Genomic DNA, 15,927 nt, shown 5'->3' on the forward strand with positions numbered 1-15,927 from the left:
CGCTCACACCCCTTCATTTGGCCCGCGATACGCCGCATAGCCCCGCTGTATCCCGATTTGGTCGGCGATATATTTCGCATCATGCCACACCCCCCAAAGAAACGAAGACCCCCGCCGCGATTGCCACGGAAGCCCAAGGAAATAGACCCCCGCCTCGCGCGACACACCCCGCTGATGCTGCGGCCTGCCCTGCGCGTCAAACGTATCGACCTTAAGCCAACTGTAATCGACGCCATAACCGGTCGCCCAAATGATCGTCGAAACCCCCGCCGCGCGCAAATCCAACTGCGACAGCGGCTCCCGTACACAGTCCGGCTCCGCCCCGATCACCTTCGCCCCCGGCTCTTGCGGCAAATCCAGCCCGTTGCGGGTGACAAATGCATCCGCCTCTTCCAACACCGACAGGTAATTCGCGTCCCCCCCTCGATGTTGCCGCGCAGATCACCGGCAAAGCGCATCACCCCGGCCTCAAACCCCTCGCTCCGCCCGACTAGCGTGATCCCCTGTTCTGCCAAGGCGCGAAAATCCACCGTCTGCCCGCCCCGCGCGCCGCTGACCGCGATTGTCACATGCTCTGCCCCTTCTGGCGGCGTGGTCATGTCCCATTTGCCCAAAACGCCCAACCACCAGACAAAATCGCGCCCCCGATAACTGCGCGGAGGCCGGTCATGGGGCCCGACCGACAGGAACGTCTTGCGCCCCGCCCGGTTCAACTCATCGGCAATCTGCACCCCGGATGATCCCGCCCCCACCACCAGAACCGCCCCCTCGGATAGCTGTTCGGGGCTGCGATACTCTGCGGAATGAAGCTGCGCCACGCCCGCGCCCTCGGGCACCATCTGCGGGATCACCGGCTTTTGAAACGGCCCCGTCGCCGCCACGATCCGGCGCGCCTCGATCTCACCTTGCGATGTGACCACCCGAAACCCGTCGCGCCCGCTCAACCGCTCGGCAGTCAGCACCTCTACGCCACGGCGCAGCGGGGCTTTGATCATCTCGGCATAGGCCTCAAGATAGGCCGCAACCTCCTCCTTGCCCGGAAACCCGTCAGCATCACTGTCAAATTCCATCCCCGGAAACCGGTCATGCCAAGCCGGGCCATTCATCACCAGACTATCCCAGCGCCCGCTGCGCCACCGCTCGGCAACCCGCGCCCGCTCCAATACCAAATGCGGCACGCCCGCGCGCCCCAAATGCTCGCTCATGGCAATCCCGGCCTGTCCACCGCCCACCACAAGCGTATCTGTCACCTCTGCCGCCATCCCGCTTAACCCTCTGCTGCGCGCCTTCAAACTAGCCCGGAGCGGTATTAGGGGAAAGAAACTTATGAAACCGCTTTGATTAGCCAAAAGCTAATCAAAATCATATCCCGCCAACATGTCATATCGCGGCCCCTCGGGTCGCAATAGAGAGCGATAAAGCCCCAATCCCGCCGCCCGCGCCTCTGCTATCGACACGACCCCCAAACGCCCGGCCAGAACCGCTGCATCCCGCGGCCCGATCTCCCTGCCAAACCGGCTCAAGGTCACATGCGGGCGAAACCGCTCCCGCGCCAAATCCACCCCGGCCCCGCGACACGCCCCGCGCACCGCATAGCGCAACGCCACCAACTCTGGCGTCACCTCAACCGCTGCAAAGCAAAGCCGCGGCTTGCGCCCGCTTAACATATCCACGCCCGTCACCCGCAGCCGAGGCGCCTCAAGCCGCACGCCTTCCAACCCCTCATGCACCCGCTCAACAACAGTCCCGCTCACCTCCCCCAAAAACGCCAGCGTCAGATGCAAATACGCCCGCGGCACCACCCGGCCCGGCATGCCCTCCTGCAAAACCTCCAACGCGTCCAGCATCCCCTCGGACAGCCCCAAGGCCACAAACCCACGCATCGCCTGTCCTTTCATCTTGCTGTAAGTACTCCGGGGGTGTGGGGGCTGGCCCCCACTTTTACCAGCGTGTGTCGCACCGGAGGTGCGCTTCAAACCTGACCAAAGGCGCGCCTCAAATCTGGCTGGCCTCTCCGTAAACCGTGCCCGCCGACTGCCCGAGCCGCCTAGCCACGTGGGCGGGCGGCGTGAAAAGGCAGCTTTACCCGCGCTGCATCCGCGCAAACATCCGCAACGCATGCGCGGCTCCGTCCTGCGCCATGCCCGGCATCACCTTGTCATACCCGGCAGCAATCACACCCGCGATGTCAGGGCGCAAAATCACCTCGCCTCCCGGCGCGCGGGCCAATGGCGAGGCATCGCCAAACGCGCCCTCCCCCCATAGCAACATCACCTGAACCGCCTGCGCCAAGGCCACATCTTCTGCCGCCATCGCGGACAAAGCCTCGTCCATGCACAAAAACACGAACGCCGCCTTGATCTCGCCGCTCTCTTCAAAGCGGAAGAACCGGTATTGGTTCGCCCCCTGCGCCTTCAATCGCTCAACTGTCTCGGCAATTCTCGGCACCATCTTGTCCAACCCGTCGAGCGCCAAAAGCTCGTCCCAATCACGGGCAAAGAAAAACATCAGGTTGCTGCCCAACTCCGGGTCCGTCTCGGCCATCTGGTGCCCGGCAAGGGTAACCACCGCCTCGATCGCCCCCTTCATCACGCTCAAAGTGGCCTCATCCACCCCGAACACGACAGGCACGATCGGGCGCAGCCATCGCGCAAAGTAATACGAGCCATCGCTGCGTGTGAACAGCGCTTCAATCTGTTCCGGTGTCATCTCGGATGCCAAGTCCCGCTCTCCTTCGTCAGTCGTCTCAAGGGTCAACGCATGGCCATAATGGCGGCAATCGGGCTGGGCAAGCCCCCACCGGGATGCCCCCACATGATCGGCGGCATGCCCTCGCCCTTGGTCGCCACCAGCAACCGTCCGTCGCGCAGGTTAAGCGCAACAGCCGTGCGGGCCACGTTGGCGTTATGCGGCTGCCCGCCGGCACCGGTGATCCAGTCACCTTCTTGCGTCATACGGCTTGCCACCGCCAGCCGCGCCAGCGCCGTGCGATACGCGCCCCGGCCCATTAACGCTACGAACCTTGGCCGCATATCTGCCGCTTCCATCATCTTGAACGGGTGCTTGCCAACCCAAAAGGTCCAATCGTCCCACGCCGCCATGCCCGACGCCGCCACATCCGCGCGCAGCTCGCGCACCGGGCCCTTGCCGTCATAAACAAAGGTGACCTTACCCTCGCCCGCCTTCATCGACGGGATCGTAACGCGCACGGTCTCGCTGTCATAACTCACATCCGCCAGATCCGAACAGGTGCCAAACACCTCGGAAAACCGCACATCCCCCGGCGTTGCATGCAGCCAGACAAAATGCGCCGGACACCCGTTGCCGCCCTGCCCCACCGCGATCAAAAACAAATCCCCCAACCGCGCATGAATATAAGCAAGGTAAGGCTCGCTCGGCAGCGGCAACACCCGCCCGCCGATGGACACGGCTTTTTGCATGTTGGATAGCTCGACAATCGTCACCGGCCCCAAACGCGAATTGCTGTCCACCGTCTGGGCGCGCGCCAAGGGCGCCCCAGCCCCAAGACCCACAGTCGCAAAACTCACAGTCGCAAGCACCACAGACACAAGCACCAGAACGCGCTGTTTGAAACTTTCGGCAAACCGCATGGAACGCTCCCTCTCTGCACCCGCTTATGTACTGGCCTTTGTCGTGGCATCTGCACTGGCCGCCAAACTGGCGAATATCACCAGCCCGCAACCTGCCCCAGCCCGCCGCGCGGGGCAAGCCGGTTCACATTTTTGCGCAACAGCGTCAAAAGGTTAACGATTCGCGGCCTCGCTCAGGGCGCGTCAGGCGGCAGCCGGATGTCAGCCGAATGTCACCCCCCCATTTCGCCCGGATCTTACGGGGTTAACGCGGCGAACGCCCCCTATTTGCCGAACAGGTCGTTTTGCGGCTTTTTCGGGTCAGGTTTCGGCTCCGGCGCGGCCAGCCCAAGGTGGCTCCAGCCCTTCTGCCCAAGCATCCGACCGCGTGGCGTCCGCTGGATCAAGCCCTGTTGCAACAGGAACGGTTCGATCACCTCTTCAATCGCATCCCGCGACTCGCTCAGCGCCGCGGCGATGGTCTCGATCCCGACCGGCCCACCCTGATAATTCTCTGCAATCATAGTGAGATAGCGCCGGTCAGCTCCATCAAGCCCAAGGTGATCGACCCCCAGCCTCAAGAGCGCCGCATCAGCCAATTCGCGGGTGATCTTCCCGCCGCCTTCGACCACGGCGAAATCCACCACCCGGCGCAAGAGCCGCCCCGCGATCCGTGGCGTCCCGCGCGAGCGGCGCGCGATTTCCAGCGCGCCTTCGGTCTGTGTCTCCACACCCAGCTTGCGGGCATTGGCGCTAACAATCTGATGAAGCTCACTAATTTCGTAAAACTTAAGCCGCGTCGGAATACCGAACCGGTCGCGCAGCGGCGTTGTCAACAGCCCCAACCGCGTCGTTGCCCCGACCAGCGTGAAGGGCTGCAATTCAATCCGCACCGTCCGCGCCGCCGGCCCTTCTCCGATCACAAGATCAAGCTCGAAATCCTCCATCGCAGGATAAAGAACCTCTTCGACCGCCGGGTTAAGGCGATGAATTTCATCAATAAAAAGAACGTCATTGGCTTCCAGATTGGTCAGGATCGCGGCCAGGTCGCCTGCCTTGGCCAACACCGGCCCGCTGGTCATGCGAAACCCAACGCCCAATTCACGCGCAATGATCTGTGCCAGCGTGGTCTTCCCCAAGCCCGGAGGCCCGTGAAACAGGGTGTGATCCATCGCCTCTTCGCGCATCCGCGCAGACTGGATGAACACACTCAGGTTGGCGCGTGCTTCCTCCTGCCCAACGAACTCGTTCAGCATCTGGGGCCGCAATGCGCGGTCGGTGTCTTCGGGCAACGGATCGGCGCGCAATGTCGGGTCAGGCTGATCCATTCATTACCCCTTCGGCGCCAGCAATTTAAGGGCTTCGCGGATCAACACCGGCGTGTCGGCCCCCTCATGCTCTCCTGCGGCCTGCGCCACGGCACCCGCCGCTTCGCCCGGCGCATAGCCAAGGTTTGACAGCGCTGAAAGCGCCTCGGATTGCGCCGCCGCGCTGCTTGGCTGGCGCGGGGTCGGGGCGGTTTTGACCGGCTCGATCACCGCATCCGCATCGTCAATAACTGGCGCGGCGGGGGCATCATCCGCGCCGCCCATCGCCATCACGGCTGGTGCCTTGTCTTTCAACTCGTTTACGACGCGCTGCGCCGTCTTGGGGCCAATCCCCTTGGCGGCCTTCACAGCATTCCAATCGCCCAACGCGATCGCCCTGTTAACCCCTTCTGAACCAAGTGTGCCCAATATGGCCATCGACGCTTTGGCCCCGATTCCCTGAACACTCATCAAAAGCCGGTGCCATTCCTTTTCAACGAGCGAGGTAAAGCCGAACAACTGCAACAGGTCTTCGCGCACCAGCAATTCGGTGTAAAGCGCCACCGCCTCGCCCGGACCGGGCAACGCGGCCAATGTGCGCTCTGAGCAATAGACCAGATAGCCGATGCCCCTCACGTCGATCAGCACATGGTCTTCACCGCGATATTCTATCCGGCCCGAGATTTTGCCAATCATGTGCCCACCTTCCTCAATGCGGCCGCCACCGTGGCCCGCGATTTCGCATGATGCGCATGACAGATCGCAATGGCCAGCGCATCCGCCGCGTCAGGACTATCAAGAACGACACCCGGCAATTGCACCTTTACCATATGCGCAATCTGCGCCTTGTCTGCATGGCCAACGCCCACAACGGTCTTTTTGACGGTGTTGGGCGCATATTCCCCGACCTCAAGCCCCGCCTGCGCCGGAACCAGCATCGCGATCCCCCGCGCCTGCCCCAGCTTGAGCGTCGCCGCCCCGTCCTTGTTTACAAATGTCTGCTCCACCGCCGCCGTGTCCGGGCGAAACTGCTGCAAAACTGCGGTCAGTTGATCATGCAGCGACACCAGCCGCGCCGCCAAATCCGTTCCTTCCGAGCGACAGGTGCCATTGGCAACATGGCTCACCCGGCTACCCTCAACATCGATCACCCCCCAGCCGAGGAAGCGCAATCCGGGATCAATCCCTAAAACCCGCATGACTATCTCACTGCCCTGTTGCCTTTTTGAAGCACTAGCACGAAAGGGGAACATTTGCCAGCGACAATAGACACCCGAACTGAAAACGACTTGCGGCTGCACAGTTGCGACAAGACGTCGGAAAACGGCATTATCCACGGCCTGAAAACGACATTCCAGAAGTCGATTTCGACCATGTTTTTAAGGGGATTTTAGCGATCTGAACCTATGCAATTCCAGCATATGACCCATGCAATTTTAGCAGCTTGTTTTGTTAAATCGCCGCCCCTATCTGCGTCTCGAAAGTCACATACATCGAACGCAAACAAAAGGATCAAGGATATGGCTGCAATCGACACTCCCCGCGTACACTTCGCCTCTGGCACCAATGGCCGTATCGGTCGGTTCTTCAACAGCGTATTGGCCTCGGTCATCGCTTGGAACGATGCGCGCGTCACACGTAACGTCTTGTCGCAACTCTCCGATCGTGAGCTGGAAGACATCGGTCTCTGCCGCGGTGACATCGAAGACCTCGCCCACAAAGCCTGAGAGCTTACTCCCAAACATCATGAAAAAGCCGCGCCTCCAATCGGAAGCGCGGCTTTTTTTGTAACTTGGCCCGCTGGCGCGGCGCCCTTGGAATAAGTGTTCTAGCGTAGGATAGGCCGGATTTTGTCAGCCAACCATTGGCTGGCCGGGTCGACCTGCATGATCCATGCACCCGCCTGCTCCACCGCGGTGCCGCTGATCAGCTGCAACAGCCGATCATTGTAACCCTGTTCACCGAACTGGGCCAAAGCGATAGCCTTGAACAGCACAAAACCCGCCAGAAGATAAACTAATCCCCGGATCGGAAAGTTGATACCAGACTTGCGCCGCCGCACGACAATCATGCCATCGGGCCCCACCACCGGGCCATAGCCCTTAGAAGCACGGCGCCCCGATCGATCGATTTTGGTCAGACGTTTGTCAAATTGGCTCTTAGAACCAAACATAGCAGACTCCAGTGTATGCCCCCACTGGTTGCCAATAATATCAAATCGAAATGTGGCAACATTGGGGCAAGTCTTTAAATTAAGGCCAAAATCCGACGAAACCACCGGCTATTTTTCCAATGTTAGCGTCGTCCATTCACCAATCTCACGCCGTTTGACAAGATTGATACCAAACTGTGCATAATGCGCGATCACATCGTCGGCTTGTTCATTCAGGATACCGGAAAGAATCACCTTTCCTGCGTCCTGAAACCGTGTCGCCATATCCTCGGCCAGCGCGATCAATGGCCCTTTGAGGATATTGGCAAAGACCAGATCATAAGGGGCTTGCTCCTCAAGCTCTGCGTGATCGAAACCTGCTGCCTCAACACAGCGCACACGCTGCTCCAGCCCGTTGGCGCGAATATTCGCCTCGGCCACGTCCACGGCAACCTCGTCGATATCGCTGCACAAAACCGGCTCGGGCCAAAGCCGCGCCGCCGCCATCGCAAGCACTGCAGTGCCGCAACCGATATCGACCGCGTTGCGGGCATGAAACCCGGCTTCGGCCAATTCATCAAGCGCCAGTAAGCAGCCATGCGTCGTGCCGTGATGCCCAGTTCCGAACGCCATCGCCGCTTCGATCAGCAGCGGCTCAACCCCTGCCGGTACCGCTTCGGCATCATGTGCGCCATAAACAAAAAACCGCCCTGCATGCACCGGCGCCAGCTCGCGTTTCACTTTGGCCACCCAATCGGTTTCCGGCAGTTCCGAAACGGCAAACGGCTTGGCCTCGAACGCAACCGCTAAAACCGCCAGCCCCGCCTCATCCGGTTGATCGGTGAAATAGCCGCCCACTTCCCAAACGCCCGAGCCGTCTTCGACCTCGAACACGCCAACTCCCGTTGGCTCAGGGTCGAGCCGTTCCATCGCCTCGCCCAACGCTTGCGCTTGGGCTTTGTCGTTTAACGTGGTCAGGGCGGTAAAGGTTGTCATCGCAGTTCTCCAAAAACTCTGCTTGCCGCCTATGATGACGCCACCATCCGGTCAACTGGTAAACCGCTACTCGGCCGGCGCCGCCGCCGCAAACTTTGAGAAAACCGTCTCATTTCCCGGCTCCGGATGTCGAGGGATGAGCAACGCAAGCGCAAGTGAAACCCCAGCCATCATCGACGCAAGAATGAACACGCCCCCGGGAGACACAAGCCATAGATAGCCAAGCAACGCGGGCAAGAACACAGCCGCAATATGATTAATGGTGAAAGCAACAGCCGCGGTCGGCGCGATGTCACCCGGATCGGCGATCTTTTGAAAGTATGTTTTCAGCGCCAGAGCAAGCGCGAAAAACATATGATCAATCACATAGAGCGTCGCCGCCAAAACCACGCCCCAACCGAAGTAGTAAATCCCGCCATACGCCAGAAACACGCTCACCAAACCGATGTATTCGAACACAAGCGTATTGCGCTCACCAAATCGCGCCACCGCACGACCAAACAACGGGGCAAACAGAATGTTGATAACCAAATTGATCAGGAAGAGCGCTGTGACCTCATGCACTTCAAAACCAAATTTTTCGACCATCATGAAGCCGGCAAAGACAATAAATATCTGTCGCCGGGCGCCTGCCATGAACTGCAACGCATAATAGAGCCAATAGCGGCGCCGCAAAATCATCTGTTTGCGCTGCGGGTGCGGCGCTTCGAATTGCGGATAGGCAAACAGGCAGAACAACGCCAACAGCGTCGTCGTGCCGCCAGCCGTGAGGTAAACAAAGTTATAGCTCAGATCGAAACTCTGCCACGTTAAAACGATCAGCCCATACGCCACCAGCGTCGCCGCAGACCCGGCAGACAGCAGGAGGCCCAGCATCTGTGGCGCACGCTCTTTTGGTAGCCACTGTAACTGCAACGATTGGTTTACGGTTTCGTAATAATGAAAGCCAATACTGCTGAGCATAGTAATTGTCAGAATGCCCGCCATTGATGGAAACCATGCCGTCACCGCTGTTGCCACACCAAGAAGGACAAGCGATACGATCCCAAGCACCTGCTCGCGCACGAAGATGATAATCGCGATGACCCCAACAGCCAGAAAGCCGGGGATCTCGCGCACCGTATGCAGCCAGCCGTTGTCTGCCCCGTCGAATTTGCCAACTTCGATGATGAAGTTATTAAGCAGCGCCGACCACGTCGCAAAAGCAATCGGCATCGCTGCGGCCATCACAAAAAGCAATGTTATCGGACGCCGCCAAAACGGCAGGTCTCCGGCCTCGGAAAGTGGAATCGTTTTCAACATGCTTTCGAATACGTCTTTTTGCTGCGGATGCCCATAGGTCCTGATCTGGATCAAGGCCACACATTAAGATCCGTGCATATGAAGGGATGATGGATAGACCGGAACGCTGACAATGGACCTCATTGCACTTGTTGACCGCATTGGCGAAGGGCCGACTGCCGCCTTGTTTGGCTTGATCACTGGCGTGATCTTTGGCGTCGCGGCGCAACGGTCACGCTTTTGCTTGCGGGCCGCCACCGTTGAATTCGCGCGCGGCATGATGCAGGACAAGGTCGCCGTCTGGTTGTTGACGTTTTCGACCGCGCTGGTTTGGGTGCAATCTGCGCAACTGCTTGGGCTGATGCGCAGCGAAGAGGCCCGCATGATGGCAGTCCCAGGAAGCTGGTCGGGAGCGATCATTGGCGGATTGCTTTTCGGTGTCGGCATGGTTCTTGCGCGCGGCTGCTCGGGGCGGCTTTTGGTTCTGGCAGCAACCGGCAATTTGCGGTCCGTAGTATCTGGGTTGATTTTTGCGGTGGTCGCCCAGATGTCGCTTTCGGGTTGGCTGGCTCCGCTTCGCGACACTCTGGCAATGCTCTGGATAACACCGGGCGGGCAAAACGTTGATTTAATGACGTTTTTAGGTTTACCCAACTATGCTGGATTGCTCCTTGGAGTTGTCACAGCAATGGTGGCATTGGTGATCTCGGCGCGAAACAAGATTGGGTGGTCCCGGCTTTTCTTTGCTTCCGGGGTTGGGTTTGCGGTTGCAGTTGGCTGGGTCTTAACCTTCGCACTCAGCCAAGTTGCCTTTGATCCCGTGCCCGTTGAAAGCGCAACTTTTTCAGGCCCCTCCGCCAATACGCTGATGTATTTTCTCGATCGAAAGTCCGTGCTGGAGTTCGATATCGGGCTGGTCCCCGGCGTCGTTATTGGCTCTTTTCTGTCCGCTGTTCTTGCAAAGGAGTTTCATTTCAAGGGTTTTTCAGATGAATCGAACATGCGGCGTTCCATGACCGGCGCTGTGCTTATGGGCTTCGGTGCCATGTTGGCCGGTGGTTGCGCGATTGGTGCGGGGGTGACCGGCGGCTCGATCTTTGTCGGCACGGCTTGGCTCGCTTTATTTTGCATGTGGGTTGGCGCGGTGACCACTGATCTTCTGCTAGACCAACAAACTCTCGTGGCAACCCATTGAATTTCAATAAAAACTCTGCGGATCAATATCCACAACCAGCCGGGTGGTCTTGGCCGGTCTGACCAATCCAAGCCATTTGACGAGCGCCCCCTGAAGCGCAACCCCCTTGGGCGCCTTCACCAAAAGCCGGACCCTGTGGCGACCGCGAATGCGCGCAATAGGTGCCGGTGCCGGCCCGAAAACCTGCGCGCCGACCTGTCTCAACGGCCCGTCATTTCGCGCCAACTCGCTCCCCAAATCGAATACCTCCTGCACGTCTGGCGCAGACAGAATAATTGCAGCCATCCGCCCAAACGGCGGAACGCCTGCATGGCGTCGCTCCTCTGCCTCGGCGGCCCAGAACTTCTCCTCCTCCCCGCCAAGGATAGCGCGGATCACAGGATGCTCTGGCTGATAGGTCTGTAGAATAGCCTCACCAGGTTTGTCAGCACGCCCAGCGCGCCCGGACACCTGGCGCATTAATTGGAACGTTCGCTCTGCTGCGCGCAAGTCGGACCCTTGAAGCCCAAGGTCGGCATCAATCACGCCAACAAGCGTAAGCAACGGAAAATTATGGCCTTTTGCCACTAATTGCGTTCCAACTATTATGTCTGCCTCACCCTCGGCAATGCTGGCGATCCGCTCCTTCAGCGCACGTGCCGATCCAAACAAGTCCGATGAAAGGGTCGCGATGCGCGCGTCAGGAAAGAGCGCGACCGCTTCTTCGGTCATCCGCTCGACCCCGGGACCCACCGCAGCCATCTGCCCCTCTTTCCCGCAGGAGGGGCAGGCCTCTGGAAGCGGTTTGCTCTCTCCGCACTGGTGACACACCAGCCTTTTCAAAAAACGATGTTCCACCATTCGTGCGTCGCAATGATCGCAGCCAACCTGTTGCCCGCACGCCCGGCATAACGTGATCGGCGCAAAGCCCCGTCGGTTAAGAAAGAGCAACGATTGCTCGCCCTTTTCGATCCGTGCCTGTACCGCCTGCGCTAGTTCAGGCGAAATCCAGCGGGTTGAAGGCAGTTGAACACCTCGCATGTCAATTGTTCGCATTTTGGGCAAAACGGCGTCGCCGAAACGCGATGTCAGGGTCAGTTTTTCATACTTGCCCGCTTCGGCGTTTGCCCAGCTCTCAAGGCTCGGCGTGGCCGAGGCCAAAACAACCCTACCGCCCCCCAATGCGGCCCGAAGAACAGCCATGTCGCGGGCATTGTAAAGCACGCTATCTTCTTGTTTATATGAGGTATCATGCTCCTCATCGACGACAATTAGGCCAAGATCCATAAACGGTAGAAACAAGGCAGAACGCGCACCAACGACCACTTGTGCCCCGCCTTGGCCAACCATTTTCCAAGTGCGGCGCCGCTCTGTCATGGTCACACCCGAGTGCCATTCGGCCGGGCGTGCACCGAAACGGGCCTCGACGCGCGCGACAAATTCGGCGCTAAGAGCGATTTCCGGCAGTAAAACCAGCGCCTGTTTGCGATGGCGAAGACACTCTGCGACAGCCTCAAGGTAAACTTCGGTTTTGCCAGACCCCGTCACCCCCCGCAGAAGCGTCGTACCGTACACATTCTGACGAATCTGCGCACCGAGCGTCTCCGCCGCGCGCGCTTGATCCTCCGTCAATTCTTTGCCTGCCAATTCGGGATCGAGATAGGGAAACGGGACGTCGCGAGGCGAATCCTCTTCGAAAACAACCCCTTGCTTCACCAACCCCTTAACAACCGAGGTAGACGCCCCCGCCATTTCGCTTAACTCTTTGAGCGTAAACGACAAGCCGCCGTATTCATTCAAGGCCCGGATCACACGCCGACGGGCATCGGTCATCCGATCCGGGTCGGCATTTCCGGGGCGGTACACTTTGCGCATCGACGGTGGGTCTGTGAGGCCCGGAGCGCGCGTCGCGAGCCGGAGCATGGCCGAAAGCGGTGTTAGGGTGTAATCCGCAGCGCGTTCAAGAAACGCCTGCATTTCGGCCTGCATGGGGGCCAAGTCGAGCACTTTGTTCACCGGACGGATCCGCGCACGATCAAAATCGCCTTTCCCGGCGCCCCAGACCACCCCTAGCACCTTGCGAGGACCGAGAGGCACCTCGACGTAGGCACCGAGATGGCAGCCGCCCGGAGGCGCCTTGTAATCAAGAAACCGATCGAGCGGCTGCGTGGTGAGCACCGCAACCAGATCGCCCTCAAAGAAAAAGTCTTTCACGTTGGCACCGGCATTGGGGGTTTCGAGACTGCTTTCTATCGGGTAAACCAGCCGCTGACAAAACCATTCCTACAAAAGGATATTCGAGATGAAATTCTTTGTTGATACTGCCGAAGTAGATGCGATTGCCGAATTGAATGATCTGGGCATGGTGGATGGTGTTACAACCAACCCGTCGCTGATTATGAAGTCGGGCCGCGATATTATTGAAGTTACAAAAGAAATTGCCAACCTCGTTGATGGGCCGGTTAGCGCCGAAGTGGTCGCCACCGAAGCCAGTGAAATGATCGCTGAGGGGCGCAAGTTGGCCAAGATCGCACCAAATATCGCGGTTAAAGTGCCGCTCACTTGGGATGGTTTGAAAGCCTGCAAAGCACTGACATCAGACGGAAATATGGTAAACGTAACGCTGTGCTTCAGCGTGAACCAAGCCATTCTGGCGGCCAAGGCGGGGGCGACCTTCATTTCGCCCTTCATCGGTCGTTTGGATGATATCAACCTTGATGGCATGGAGCTGATCGAGGACATGCGGACGGTTTATGACAACTACGGTTTTGAGACTGAAATCCTTGCCGCGTCGATCCGCAGCGTGAACCATATGGCCGATTGTGCGCGGATTGGTGCCGACGTTGTGACCGCGCCGCCGGGTGTTATCAAGGCGATGGTGAGCCACCCGCTGACTGATAAGGGGCTAGAGGCCTTTTTGAAAGATTGGGAAAAAACAGGGCAGAAAATCCTGTAACCCGTGATATAACGCCGCAAAACACTTAACGAGGCACCTATGAGCAGCACGCCCCGTATGGACGATACTGTCCGCGAAAAAATCATCTCGGATCCAGAAGTCATTCTGGAAGATCAAGACCTTATGCGCGCATTGATCGCCGCGAACGAGCGTTCGATGGGCGGCAATATTGTTGATTTGCGTGGCATCGCCATGGAGCGTCTTGAGGCGCGGCTTGACCGGTTGGAAGACACCCATCGCAGCGTGATTGCCGCCGCTTACGAGAACCTTGCCGGGACAAATCAAGTGCATCGCGCGATCTTGCGGATGCTCGATCCGGTGGAGTTTGAGGGGTTCTTGAAGGACCTTGGCGGCGAAGTGGCCGAGATTCTGCGGGTTGATTGCGTCAAGCTTGTGCTTGAGTCGGTGCAGACCGACGAAGAGGCCGCCATCAAACGGCTCGGCTCGGTCCTGACGGTGGCGGAACCCGGCTTTATCGACGGGTACGTCACGGGCGAGCGTGGCGCGCCGATGCGTCAGGTCACCTTGCGCCAAATTGATGAGGGCGACGCGCAAATGTTTGGCGACAAAGCGGGGTGGGTCCGCTCGGAGGCGTGTTTGAAACTCGACTTTGGCGAGGGCCGCCTGCCGGGCATGTTGGTTATGGGCTCGGAAGATCCGCATATGTTCACCCCACAACAAGGCACTGATCTTCTTGCCTTTTTCGCTGGCGTCTTTGAAAGAGCAATGCGCCGCTGGCTGTCATGAGCCTGATCTCCCCAGCTGCCAGTGACGCGATGCACAGCTGGCTCGCGGGGCAAAAGGCGCTTAAAGGCGCATCGCAAAACACGATTGATGCCTATGCCCGCGATGTGGGCGATTTTCTCTCCTTTATCACGCTGCACAAGGGTGAGGCGCAGGGGCTAGGGCCGCTGATGCGCCTGACGGTGCCGGATATGCGCGCGTGGATGGTTTACACGCGCAATAGCGGGGTCGGCCCGCGGACATTGGCAAGAAAACTGTCGGCGGTAAAAAGTTTCTTTCGCTGGTTGAGCGAGCGCGAGGGCGCGGAGATCAGTGCGGTTCTCGCAGCGCGGTCGCCAAAGTATCAACGCAAGTTACCCCGCCCATTGGCCGAAGATGCCGCACGAAAAATGATCGAGGCTGTAGAGTTTCAACATGAAAGCCAATGGGTTGCCGCGCGAGATACAGCGGTCATGACGCTCCTTTACGGTTGTGGCTTGCGGATTTCCGAAGCTTTGGGTCTGAACGGTGAGGACGCACCTTTGCCAGATGTTCTGAGGATCATAGGCAAAGGCGGTAAAGAAAGGGTTATCCCGGTGATCGGCGCGGCGCGGGACGCTGTGGCGGCGTATGTGCGGCTTGTTCCCTGGCCGATGGAGGCGGATCAACCCTTGTTCCGGGGCGTGCGCGGTGGCAGGCTTGCACCACGGGCTGTGCAGAAAGTTATGGAACGCGCACGAGCGCAGCTGGGCTTGCCTGCGAGCGCCACGCCGCATGCAATGCGCCATTCCTTTGCCACGCATTTATTAAGTGCTGGCGGGGACTTGCGTAGCATTCAGGAACTGCTTGGGCATGCATCGCTGTCCACCACGCAGGCCTATACCGCGGTCGATGAGGCGCGGTTGATGGAGGTTTACGACAAGGCCCATCCGAAGGCGGGTTAAAGGTTAGGATTAACGATGAATTTGCATTTAAAGGCGCTGAGCGTCCATTTATTAACGGCGACGGGCGCGGTGTTTGCCATGCTGGCGATGTTGGCGGCGGTGGATGCCAAATGGGACCTGATGTTTTTGTGGCTTGTGGTGGCCTTTGCCGTGGACGGCGTTGATGGCCCGCTGGCGCGAAAATATGATGTAAAACAGAACGCTGGCGAGTTTGACGGGGTCTTGCTGGACCTGATTATCGACTATCTGACCTATGTGTTTATCCCGGCGTTTGCGTTGTTCAAATCGGGGTTGTTCGAAGGCTGGACCGGCTGGTTTGTGATTATTGTCATCACCTTTACCAGCGCGATGTATTTTGCCGATACTCGCATGAAAACAAAGGATAATTCCTTCTCGGGCTTTCCCGGGTGTTGGAACATGGTGGCGATCGTCGTTTTCGCGCTGACGCCGAATTTCTGGGTGATTCTTGTTCTGGTGACAGCGCTGGCGGTTGCGATGTTTCTGCCGTTGAAGTTTGTACATCCGGTGCGCACGGAACGCTGGAGAAACGTAACGTTACCAATGGCTTTGGCTTGGACCTTCTTTGCGGGATGGGCCGCTTGGGTCGACTTTCACCCCCAGAGTTGGGCGAGTTGGGGGTTGATCCTGACCAGCGTGTATTTGCTGTTTGCGGGCATCGCGCAGCAGGTCATTTATGAACGCGGCGCGCGGCCGGGTTAACGACGGTTTTCAGAGGTCTGAGGGGGGTGACATCCGGCTGACATTCGGCTGCCTCCCGGCTGCCGTGTGACGCCGGTTTTGCTT

16 protein-coding genes and 1 pseudogene are annotated in these 15,927 nt (G+C 58.8%); 6 read left to right on the forward strand and 11 right to left on the reverse strand.

What is annotated here, in order from left to right:
• Positions 1–3: 3 nt before the first annotated feature.
• From N4R57_14960 to ruvC, 7 genes and pseudogenes are all read right to left on the reverse strand, one after another.
• Positions 4–1,262, reverse strand: a pseudogene (locus tag N4R57_14960) (NAD(P)/FAD-dependent oxidoreductase).
• Positions 1,263–1,352: 90 nt separating this feature from the next.
• Positions 1,353–1,883, reverse strand: a complete 531-nt coding sequence (thpR, locus tag N4R57_14965) for an RNA 2',3'-cyclic phosphodiesterase (GenBank protein UYV36311.1) — start codon at positions 1,881–1,883, stop codon at positions 1,353–1,355.
• A 199-nt stretch (positions 1,884–2,082) separates the two neighbouring features.
• Entirely contained in the window at positions 2,083–2,721 is a 639-nt protein-coding gene (locus N4R57_14970) for a hypothetical protein (protein ID UYV36312.1), read from the reverse strand.
• 32 nt (positions 2,722–2,753) lie between these two features.
• Positions 2,754–3,611, reverse strand: coding sequence for a hypothetical protein (locus N4R57_14975; protein UYV36313.1), 858 nt, complete (start codon positions 3,609–3,611; stop codon positions 2,754–2,756).
• Between the two features lie 263 nt (positions 3,612–3,874).
• Positions 3,875–4,918, reverse strand: coding sequence for a Holliday junction branch migration DNA helicase RuvB (gene ruvB, locus N4R57_14980; GenBank protein ID UYV36314.1), 1,044 nt, complete (start codon positions 4,916–4,918; stop codon positions 3,875–3,877).
• Positions 4,919–4,921: 3 nt separating this feature from the next.
• The gene (ruvA, locus tag N4R57_14985) at positions 4,922–5,593 is read right to left on the reverse strand and encodes a Holliday junction branch migration protein RuvA (GenBank protein ID UYV36315.1); all 672 of its coding nucleotides are present in this window, start codon (positions 5,591–5,593) and stop codon (positions 4,922–4,924) included.
• The gene (gene ruvC, locus N4R57_14990; GenBank protein UYV36316.1) at positions 5,590–6,096 is read right to left on the reverse strand and encodes a crossover junction endodeoxyribonuclease RuvC; all 507 of its coding nucleotides are present in this window, start codon (positions 6,094–6,096) and stop codon (positions 5,590–5,592) included. The genes ruvA and ruvC overlap by 4 nt, the downstream gene beginning before the upstream one ends.
• Before the next feature lie 321 nt (positions 6,097–6,417).
• Between ruvC and N4R57_14995 the strand changes: the two genes are divergently transcribed.
• Positions 6,418–6,624, forward strand: a complete 207-nt coding sequence (locus N4R57_14995) for a DUF1127 domain-containing protein (GenBank protein UYV36317.1) — start codon at positions 6,418–6,420, stop codon at positions 6,622–6,624.
• 101 nt (positions 6,625–6,725) lie between these two features.
• Here the strand turns inward: N4R57_14995 and N4R57_15000 are convergent, their stop codons facing one another.
• From N4R57_15000 to N4R57_15010, 3 genes are all read right to left on the reverse strand, one after another.
• Positions 6,726–7,070 (reverse strand): hypothetical protein, encoded by a 345-nt coding sequence (locus tag N4R57_15000; GenBank protein ID UYV36318.1) that lies wholly within the window; start codon positions 7,068–7,070, stop codon positions 6,726–6,728.
• A gap of 108 nt (positions 7,071–7,178) precedes the next feature.
• Positions 7,179–8,045 carry a 50S ribosomal protein L11 methyltransferase gene (locus N4R57_15005; GenBank protein ID UYV36319.1) on the reverse strand — a complete coding sequence of 289 codons (867 nt, stop codon included), beginning with the start codon at positions 8,043–8,045 and terminating at the stop codon, positions 7,179–7,181.
• A 66-nt stretch (positions 8,046–8,111) separates the two neighbouring features.
• A complete protein-coding gene (locus tag N4R57_15010; GenBank protein ID UYV36320.1) occupies positions 8,112–9,347 on the reverse strand; it encodes an MFS transporter in 1,236 nt (411 codons plus the stop codon).
• A gap of 112 nt (positions 9,348–9,459) precedes the next feature.
• On the opposite strand from N4R57_15010, the gene N4R57_15015 reads away from it, so the two are divergent.
• The gene (locus N4R57_15015) at positions 9,460–10,521 is read left to right on the forward strand and encodes a YeeE/YedE family protein (protein ID UYV36321.1); all 1,062 of its coding nucleotides are present in this window, start codon (positions 9,460–9,462) and stop codon (positions 10,519–10,521) included.
• A 3-nt stretch (positions 10,522–10,524) separates the two neighbouring features.
• On the opposite strand, the gene N4R57_15020 is transcribed toward N4R57_15015, so the two are convergent.
• Positions 10,525–12,714: a primosomal protein N' gene (locus tag N4R57_15020; GenBank protein UYV36322.1), complete on the reverse strand. Its 2,190-nt coding sequence runs from the start codon at positions 12,712–12,714 to the stop codon at positions 10,525–10,527.
• 88 nt (positions 12,715–12,802) lie between these two features.
• On the opposite strand from N4R57_15020, the gene fsa reads away from it, so the two are divergent.
• From fsa to N4R57_15040, 4 genes are read left to right on the forward strand one after another with little or no spacing between them, the layout of a single operon-like run.
• A complete protein-coding gene (gene fsa / locus N4R57_15025; protein UYV36323.1) occupies positions 12,803–13,456 on the forward strand; it encodes a fructose-6-phosphate aldolase in 654 nt (217 codons plus the stop codon).
• A 39-nt stretch (positions 13,457–13,495) separates the two neighbouring features.
• Positions 13,496–14,203 (forward strand): DUF484 family protein, encoded by a 708-nt coding sequence (locus N4R57_15030; GenBank protein ID UYV36324.1) that lies wholly within the window; start codon positions 13,496–13,498, stop codon positions 14,201–14,203.
• Positions 14,200–15,123: a tyrosine recombinase XerC gene (locus tag N4R57_15035; protein UYV36325.1), complete on the forward strand. Its 924-nt coding sequence runs from the start codon at positions 14,200–14,202 to the stop codon at positions 15,121–15,123. The genes N4R57_15030 and N4R57_15035 overlap by 4 nt, the downstream gene beginning before the upstream one ends.
• 15 nt (positions 15,124–15,138) lie before the next feature.
• Positions 15,139–15,843 (forward strand): CDP-alcohol phosphatidyltransferase family protein, encoded by a 705-nt coding sequence (locus N4R57_15040; GenBank protein ID UYV36326.1) that lies wholly within the window; start codon positions 15,139–15,141, stop codon positions 15,841–15,843.
• Positions 15,844–15,927 lie beyond the last annotated feature (84 nt).

This window comes from Rhodobacteraceae bacterium D3-12 (assembly GCA_025916135.1).
Classification (GTDB): domain Bacteria; phylum Pseudomonadota; class Alphaproteobacteria; order Rhodobacterales; family Rhodobacteraceae; genus JAKGBX01.

Excerpts from the sequence above, each read along its gene's own strand:
- ruvB (UYV36314.1), bottom strand. The coding sequence starts at position 4,918 with ATGGATCAGCCTGACCCGACATTGCGCGCCGATCCGTTGCCCGAAGAC.
- N4R57_14995 (UYV36317.1), top strand. The coding sequence starts at position 6,418 with ATGGCTGCAATCGACACTCCCCGCGTACACTTCGCCTCTGGCACCAAT.
- N4R57_15030 (UYV36324.1), top strand. The coding sequence starts at position 13,496 with ATGAGCAGCACGCCCCGTATGGACGATACTGTCCGCGAAAAAATCATC.
- N4R57_15040 (UYV36326.1), top strand. The coding sequence starts at position 15,139 with ATGAATTTGCATTTAAAGGCGCTGAGCGTCCATTTATTAACGGCGACG.
- N4R57_14975 (UYV36313.1), bottom strand. The coding sequence starts at position 3,611 with ATGCGGTTTGCCGAAAGTTTCAAACAGCGCGTTCTGGTGCTTGTGTCT.
- N4R57_15010 (UYV36320.1), bottom strand. The coding sequence starts at position 9,347 with ATGTTGAAAACGATTCCACTTTCCGAGGCCGGAGACCTGCCGTTTTGG.
- N4R57_15005 (UYV36319.1), bottom strand. The coding sequence starts at position 8,045 with ATGACAACCTTTACCGCCCTGACCACGTTAAACGACAAAGCCCAAGCG.
- ruvA (UYV36315.1), bottom strand. The coding sequence starts at position 5,593 with ATGATTGGCAAAATCTCGGGCCGGATAGAATATCGCGGTGAAGACCAT.
- thpR (UYV36311.1), bottom strand. The coding sequence starts at position 1,883 with ATGCGTGGGTTTGTGGCCTTGGGGCTGTCCGAGGGGATGCTGGACGCG.
- N4R57_15000 (UYV36318.1), bottom strand. The coding sequence starts at position 7,070 with ATGTTTGGTTCTAAGAGCCAATTTGACAAACGTCTGACCAAAATCGAT.
- N4R57_15035 (UYV36325.1), top strand. The coding sequence starts at position 14,200 with ATGAGCCTGATCTCCCCAGCTGCCAGTGACGCGATGCACAGCTGGCTC.
- ruvC (UYV36316.1), bottom strand. The coding sequence starts at position 6,096 with ATGCGGGTTTTAGGGATTGATCCCGGATTGCGCTTCCTCGGCTGGGGG.
- N4R57_15015 (UYV36321.1), top strand. The coding sequence starts at position 9,460 with ATGGACCTCATTGCACTTGTTGACCGCATTGGCGAAGGGCCGACTGCC.
- fsa (UYV36323.1), top strand. The coding sequence starts at position 12,803 with ATGAAATTCTTTGTTGATACTGCCGAAGTAGATGCGATTGCCGAATTG.